Here is a 6,321-nt window from a genome sequence, read left to right as displayed (position 1 = left end):
CGCCGAGGGAGCGGGCGGTGGTGGCGCGGGTGTGGTTCCGCGGCGAGGAGGCCTCCGCCTGCGGTGTGCCGGACGCGGTACGACGAGGGGGCGGCGAGGACTCTCCGGTGCCGGACGTTCCGGTACGGGTGGTGTCGTCGCGGCCGGTCGTCGGAGTGGCCCGGGACGGGTGCGAGGTGCCGGGCCCGCCCGAAGTGCCCGCTGTACCCGAGGAGATGGGCGCCGGAGCCGTCAGGCCGTCCTGGCCCGGTCCTTCGCTCTCGCTGAGGACGCCGTGAACCGGCGTCTCCTCGCTGTTCTCCTTCCTGGTGTCCGTTTTGTCCTGGCCCGCGCCCGCGCCCGCGCCTGTGCCGGTCGTCGGTATGTTCCTGGACAGGGGTGAGGAACCCGGTGCGTGTCCGGCCGACGCGGTCGGCGTCGGAGCCATCACATGGTCCTGACCGGGGCCTCCGGTCTCGGTGCCGCTGCCGCTGCCGCTGCCCGTGCCGATGCCCGTGCCGCTGCCGGTCCCGCTGTCGGTGCCGTGGAGCGGTGACTGCCCCGTGCTCTCCGTTCTGATCCGGTCCGCGTCCAGTGCCCGTACGTCATTGACCGCGCCGGCCACGTCCATGTGGACGTTGAACTGCGACCCGAACTTCGCCGCCCCCGCGAACACCGCGCCCATGAACAGCGCGCTGCCGGCCGCCGACAGGAACGTGTCCCCGCTCAGGGCCCAACTCCCGGTGAACAGACCGACGGTGACGAACTCGCCGGCGGTCTCGGCGGCCCCCTCCGCCACCGCGTCGCCGATGTCATCGCTGAAGCCGTCCCGCCGGGTGCTGTTCCGGTGGGACGGCGGCAGATCCGCGAGCCGGTCCCGGTCCGCCTTCGGCAGCACGTCCTCGTCGAACTTCCTGAACACGGTGTCATCGAGGTGGCCGCGCCGGAAGAAGTTCTTGAACCGGTCGGCGACCCCCTCGAACGCGCCGTGGAACATCCCCGTGATCCCGCCGAACACGCCGTCCTGGACGATCTGGCTCCAGTCGAACCCGTGCGGCCGCCGCCCGTCGGGACCGAACGAGATCATCGCCAGCCGCACGGCGAACGTCGTGAACGCCTCGTCGAACGCCTCGCTCAGGCTGGGCATCAGATGCGTGCGCTTCGCGAGCTGGTCGAGGATGGTCAGGACGGTGACCCGGCTCTGTGCCCGCGCCACCGCCGCTTTCCCGGCCGTCGCGCCGCCGCTGAAGACGGACATCACGAGGATCACGGCGAGTTCGATGAGCAGGCGTACGACCTCGGCGATGATCTGCCACTTCGCCTCGGTGATGTTGACCGAGGTCTCGACCCGGCCCCGGGCGACGACGTCCAGTTCGGCGGCGAACTCCTTGAGGTAGTTGCGGCCGCCGTCGTCGACGAACATGTTCATCGCGCGGACGTACCGGCTGGCGACCTGGGGCGGCAGCGAGCGGCCGACCTCGATCACCGAGTCCTCGATCAGCTCGGACAGCCTGGTGAGCTGCTTGCCGAGGCGGTCGTACGCTTCGTGGCTGCGGTACGCCTTGTCCTCGTCCGCCTGGAGCATCCGCTCACCGATGAGCAGGAGCAGCAGGTTGTTGACCTCGGGCGAGACGTGGATGGCCATGGACGGTTCAGTGCCTTCCGGGTCCGCCCGCGGCGGAGTCGCGGATGGCGTCCAGGACGCCGTTCTGGGTGCCGAGGATGTTCCGGAGGTTGGTGTGGGTGCCGTTGGCGACGCCCACGATGGCGTCCGTGACCGCCTGGCCGGTGTCCGTCACCGACTCGCGCTCGGACTTCTCCTGCGGCTTGACCTCGCGTGCGAACTCGTCGTCGTGCCCGGGCCAGTCACGGGTGAGGTTCACGGCGGACACGAAGTCGCGCACCATCTCCTGCGCCAGCGAACTGATCGCGTCGACCTGCCGGACCCCGGCCTGGATGCGCCCGGGGTCGGCGAAGTAGGCGTTGCCGTCAGCCATGGTGGTGCTCCTCGGGGTCCTCGGTGATCTCGTCGCCGATGTCGTCGGCCCGGCGGCGTCCGGCGTCGCGTCCGGGACCGTCCTCCAGGACGGACGGGCCGAAGATCCGCGCCCAGTCGACGTCGACCCCGGTCAGCTCGGGCACGCCGGTGCTGGGCCGGGTGAACGGCTCGAAGGCGTCCATGACCTGACGTGCCATCAGCCCGCGGGCCTCGGCCACCGCCTCCAGCACGCTGGCCGCGAGCTGCCCGGCGGCCATGGTCCGGTACCGGTCCTCCAGGAACCGCAGTCCGGTCAGCTCGCCCTGCGGGCCCACGGTGACCTCACTACTGCGGTCCTTGGACCGTACGGTGACGGCGGCCTCGGCGAGTTCGGCCTCCGCGCGCGCCACCGCCGCCCGGGTGGACTCCAGTTCGGCGATCGCCTCCGCGAGCCGCTGCTCGTAGGGGGACCCGCTCACCGCCCGATCACCGAGGGCGCCCCGCCTTCCTCGGCACCCCACACGTCCTCGTCCTCCTCGTCGGCGAGCCAGCTGGCCCGCTCCTCGGCACCCGAACTCTCCGTCCTGCGGCCGTCCCGGCGGCCCGCGTCGGCCTGCGGGGCGAACGGCGAGTCCGACGAGCTGGTGCTGACCCTGGCCCGCCCGGCCGTCGTGCCCTCGGCCTCGTCGTCCGCGCCGGCCCGGTTCCTGCCGGTGCGGCGTGTCCGCCCGCCCAGGGGATGGCCGGCTCCCGGTTCGGTCAGGACGTTGCGGACGCGTTCGCCGGTGCCGGACTGGCCTCCGGCCGCGCCCGGGGCACCGCCCATGCCGCCCATCGGCATCATCGGCATGCCGTTCGCGGCGGCGGAGTCGCCGGATGTGCCGGCCGGTGCGCCCAACGCGCCCGAGGTGTAGGGGGAGTCGTCGTATCCCTCGAAGGACGGGCCGAGCAGGCCGCTCGACGCCGATCCCGCCGTGCCGCTGCCGGCGCCGGCCAATGAGCTGAGCGAGTCGAGGCCGTCCAGCCCGGTCAGCCCGGAGGACATCGGGGTGCCGGTGCCGGGGCTCAGGGAGGAGGAGAGGCCACTGAGGTTGCTGTTCAGGCTGCTGAGGCTGTCGCTCAGGTGGTCGACGTCGTCGAGGTCGTCCAGGTCCAGGCCGTGACCGAGGTCGCCGAGGTCGCTCAGCCCGCTGCCCAGGTCGGTGGTGGTGACGTGGCCGTCCGGGTCCGTCGTGGTCGCCACGCCGGTGGCCGGGTCGACCGTGGTGACCGTGCCGTCGGGGTAGGTGGTGGTGAGCGTGCCGTCCGGGTTGAGCGTGGTGACGCTGCCGTCTGGATTGGTGACGCTGTCCCCGGCGTCCAGGTCCGCGATGGTCGTCCTGCCGTCCTTGGACGTGGTGGTGATCCGTCCGGTGCCCGGGTCGAAGATGCTGACCGAGCCGTCGGGGTAGGTCGTGGTGAGCGTGCCGTCCGGGTTGAGCGTGGTGCTGCCGCCGCCGGGGTTGGTGAGGCTGGTGCCGAGCCCGGAGCCGAGGTTCAGGCCGTCGCCCAGGTTGCTGGTCAGACCGGTGTTGAGGTCGCTGAGGTTGCCGAGCCCTGCGCCGAGTCCCGCGCCGAGGCTGGAGGTGAGGTTGTTCAGCCCGGCGCCGAGGCCCGTGGTCAGGCCGTCCAGACCGGAGCCCAGACCGTCCAGGCCGGAGCCCAGACCGTCGCCGAGACCGGCGAGGCCGTCGCCGATGCCCGAGAGGTTGTCGCCCAGCCCGGAGATGCTGTTGCCGATCCCGGTGTTGAGGTTGTTCAGCGCCTGGTCGAGTCCCTCGCGCAGGTCGTCGTTGGAGCCGTTGCCGTTGCCGTTGCCGTTGCCGTCGCCGTCCTCGTTGCGACCGCCCTCGGACTGCTCGGTCAGCGAGGAGGTGTCCTTCGCGTCGAGGACCTCCTCCAGCGGGTCGAGGGCCGCGATCCACGCGTTGTTCAGGTCGGACAGCGCCTGCTTGGCGTACGGGATCAACTGGCTTTCGATGTACCTCGTCCAGCGCTTGACGGCCGCCTCGCCGACCTTCTTCCAGTTGTTGACGTCGTTGAGGTTGCCGTAGACCGGGTGGCTCTGCCGGAACGCGGCGGAGGCGGTGTAGTGCGCGCTGCCCTGGCGCATCTCCTTGGACACCTGGTGGACGTTGTTCTGCAGGACCCAGGCGGAGAGTTCGTCGAGCATCTCCAGCAGACCCCGGTGCGGGTCGTGCTGTCCGGTGTTCGCCCAGGCGATCCAGGCGGTGCGCAGCACGACGGTCTGCCGCCACAGGTCCTTCTGCGCCTTGATCAGGGCGTCGGAGTACGGGGAGCGCGGGGTGTAGTAGTCGACCGACGTGCTCTGCGCCAGGTAGGCGGCGCCACCCATCTGCTCCACGTACGCGTCGTAGTTCTTGCGCAACTGGCGCACCAGGTCGCGGAAGACGCCGGCCGCCTGACCCTGCCAGGCGGCGTCACCGCCGAGGGAGTCCTCCCACTGCTTGAGGACCACGGCCTGGTCGGCGAAGAACTTCTTGGTGCGGTCGAAGGCCTGGGCGGTCTGCTCGAACGACTTGAGTTTGACCGCGTCCTTGTCGGCCACGGAGGCGCCGTTGTACGAGAACCCGGATGTGCTGTGCTCGCCGTCCGCCAATGCGTCCAGGGCGGCTTTCGCCCCGCTGACGTACTGGGCCAGTCCGGAGTTGTCCCACTGGTCGCCGTAGTGCCCGGTGAACGGCGTGCCCGAGAACGTCTCGCCCGCGTCGAGGAGCCGGGCCCGGCCGTTGCCGTCCACCGGTACCCCGATGAACACGATGTGCGCCTTGTACAGGTTGAAGTCGGCGCTCTGGTGGTCCGAGCCGTCCGTGCCCTTGGACGTGCCGACGAAGGTCAGGACGTAGTCGTCGCCGCTCGCCACGTGCCAGCCGCTGATCGCGGTGTAGTCGGCGTCCGTCAGCTGCCGCATGGACTCGGAGCGGATGTCCATGCGGAAGAGCGGGATGCCCTCCTTGCTCTTCAGCTTGTCGAAGAGACCCGCCCGGCTGGGCACGGGGTAGCCGGTGAACAGGGTCACCGCCTGTCCCCAGTAGTCGTCCTGGTCGTACGTGGCCATCAGTTGTCGTCTTCGTCTTCGTCGTCGCCGGAACCCCTGTCGTCCCCGGGGTTCTCGCTCATGCCCTCGTCGACGTCGGAGAAGACGTCGAGCATTCGCTCCGCGCCGATGGAGTGCAGGCTGCTGCCCTGGGTGTTGAGCAGGGTGCGGATGGTCTGCTTCAGGTCGCGGTCGATGTCGCCGAACAGGTCGACGTGCTGCGCGAGGACACCGTCCACGCTCTTGGCGGCGCCCGTCGCGGCGGTCAGCAGCGACTTGCCGTGCAGGAAGTCGTCGGCGCCCATCGAGCCGATGGCCAGCGCCTGGCTCTGCTGGAGGGAGTCGGGTGTGGTCGCGCCGTCCACGATGCTGCGCAGTGCCCGGATCCCGCCGTTGTCCGCCGTGCTGTCCCGGCGGATCGCCTTGAGCGCGTCGAGGAAGTCCGCGAGGTCGTTGTCGACGAAGCGCTGGAGCGCGGGGCCGTCGAGATGGGTGAGGTCCGCCATGGTCGTCCGTGCTCCCGCTAGCGGCCGATGCCGACTTCGGACCACATCTGTGTCAACTGGTTCTCGCTGTACTGGTACTGGTCGGAGATGTCCGTCAGCAGTGAGGCGTGCGAGGTCAGCAGCCGCTCCATGTTCTGCACGGCAGCGTTCCAGGCGTCCTGCTTCTGGGTGTACATGGAGGCGTCGTTGCCGTACCAGGACTTCTGGAGTGCGTTGAGCTCCTGCTCCAGGGAGACCAGGGTGTTCGCGATCGCCTTGGTCTGCTGGACCATGTCGTCGGCCGCGTTGTTCATGTGGTTGTAGTCGACGTAGATGTAGCCGTCGTTCAGGTCGGACATCGAAACCTCGTTCGGTGCGGTGGAGGGAGGGACTTCAGCCGATGAGCTGGTCGAACGCCGACTGCGAGGCGTTGTAGGCCTGGTTGATGGCCTCGTTGGAGGAGCCCTGGGCCTTGCCGTGCTCGACGAGGCTCGTGTTGAGCTTGTCGACCATGTCCTCCAGGTTGCGCAGGATGGTGTTGCACTGCTCGTCCCACTGCGTCAGCAGCGCGCCGTACTGGCCGCCGTCGCTGCCCTGGTAACCCGACGAGAGGGTGGCGCGGGTGTTGTCGACGTCCTGGCGGGACTTGAGGATGCCGCTGAAGGCGGCCTCCAGGGCCTGGATGCCGTTGCGGGTCGCCTGCTCGCTTGACTGCTGGCCACCGGCCATGGGGGACCTCCCGGTCGGAACGTGGGTACGGGGCGGGGCCTCCGCCCCGAGGG

At 70.0% G+C, this 6,321-nt stretch carries 6 protein-coding genes and 1 pseudogene; all 7 read right to left on the bottom strand.

The features are described 5' to 3' along the window. Positions 1-1,624, bottom strand: a pseudogene (locus EHS43_RS34155) (hypothetical protein); the annotation flags it as partial. A 7-nt stretch (positions 1,625-1,631) separates the two neighbouring features. Beyond that, positions 1,632-1,976, bottom strand: a complete 345-nt coding sequence (locus EHS43_RS34150; RefSeq protein WP_125194524.1) for a hypothetical protein — start codon at positions 1,974-1,976, stop codon at positions 1,632-1,634. After that, positions 1,969-2,436, bottom strand: a complete 468-nt coding sequence (locus tag EHS43_RS34145) for a YbaB/EbfC family nucleoid-associated protein (RefSeq protein WP_125194525.1) — start codon at positions 2,434-2,436, stop codon at positions 1,969-1,971. Before EHS43_RS34145 ends, EHS43_RS34150 begins: the two co-directional genes overlap by 8 nt. Beyond that, entirely contained in the window at positions 2,433-5,075 is a 2,643-nt protein-coding gene (locus tag EHS43_RS34140) for an AAWKG family protein (RefSeq protein ID WP_125194523.1), read from the bottom strand. The genes EHS43_RS34145 and EHS43_RS34140 overlap by 4 nt, the downstream gene beginning before the upstream one ends. Next, positions 5,075-5,560 carry a type VII secretion system-associated protein gene (locus EHS43_RS34135; protein ID WP_125194522.1) on the bottom strand — a complete coding sequence of 162 codons (486 nt, stop codon included), beginning with the start codon at positions 5,558-5,560 and terminating at the stop codon, positions 5,075-5,077. Before EHS43_RS34135 ends, EHS43_RS34140 begins: the two co-directional genes overlap by 1 nt. A gap of 17 nt (positions 5,561-5,577) precedes the next feature. Then, positions 5,578-5,898, bottom strand: a complete 321-nt coding sequence (locus EHS43_RS34130) for a WXG100 family type VII secretion target (RefSeq protein ID WP_125194521.1) — start codon at positions 5,896-5,898, stop codon at positions 5,578-5,580. A gap of 34 nt (positions 5,899-5,932) precedes the next feature. Then, positions 5,933-6,268: a hypothetical protein gene (locus EHS43_RS34125; RefSeq protein ID WP_125194520.1), complete on the bottom strand. Its 336-nt coding sequence runs from the start codon at positions 6,266-6,268 to the stop codon at positions 5,933-5,935. Positions 6,269-6,321 lie beyond the last annotated feature (53 nt).

This window comes from Streptomyces sp. RP5T (assembly GCF_003933965.1).
GTDB lineage: Bacteria > Actinomycetota > Actinomycetes > Streptomycetales > Streptomycetaceae > Streptomyces.
The sequence above is the reverse complement of the archived record's forward strand: the minus strand, read 5'-3'. Positions and strand labels throughout refer to the sequence as shown.

Coding starts and splice junctions, on each gene's coding strand:
- EHS43_RS34150 (WP_125194524.1), bottom strand. CDS start 1,976: ATGGCTGACGGCAACGCCTACTTCGCCGACCCCGGGCGCATCCAGGCC.
- EHS43_RS34140 (WP_125194523.1), bottom strand. CDS start 5,075: ATGGCCACGTACGACCAGGACGACTACTGGGGACAGGCGGTGACCCTG.
- EHS43_RS34135 (WP_125194522.1), bottom strand. CDS start 5,560: ATGGCGGACCTCACCCATCTCGACGGCCCCGCGCTCCAGCGCTTCGTC.
- EHS43_RS34130 (WP_125194521.1), bottom strand. CDS start 5,898: ATGTCCGACCTGAACGACGGCTACATCTACGTCGACTACAACCACATG.
- EHS43_RS34125 (WP_125194520.1), bottom strand. CDS start 6,268: ATGGCCGGTGGCCAGCAGTCAAGCGAGCAGGCGACCCGCAACGGCATC.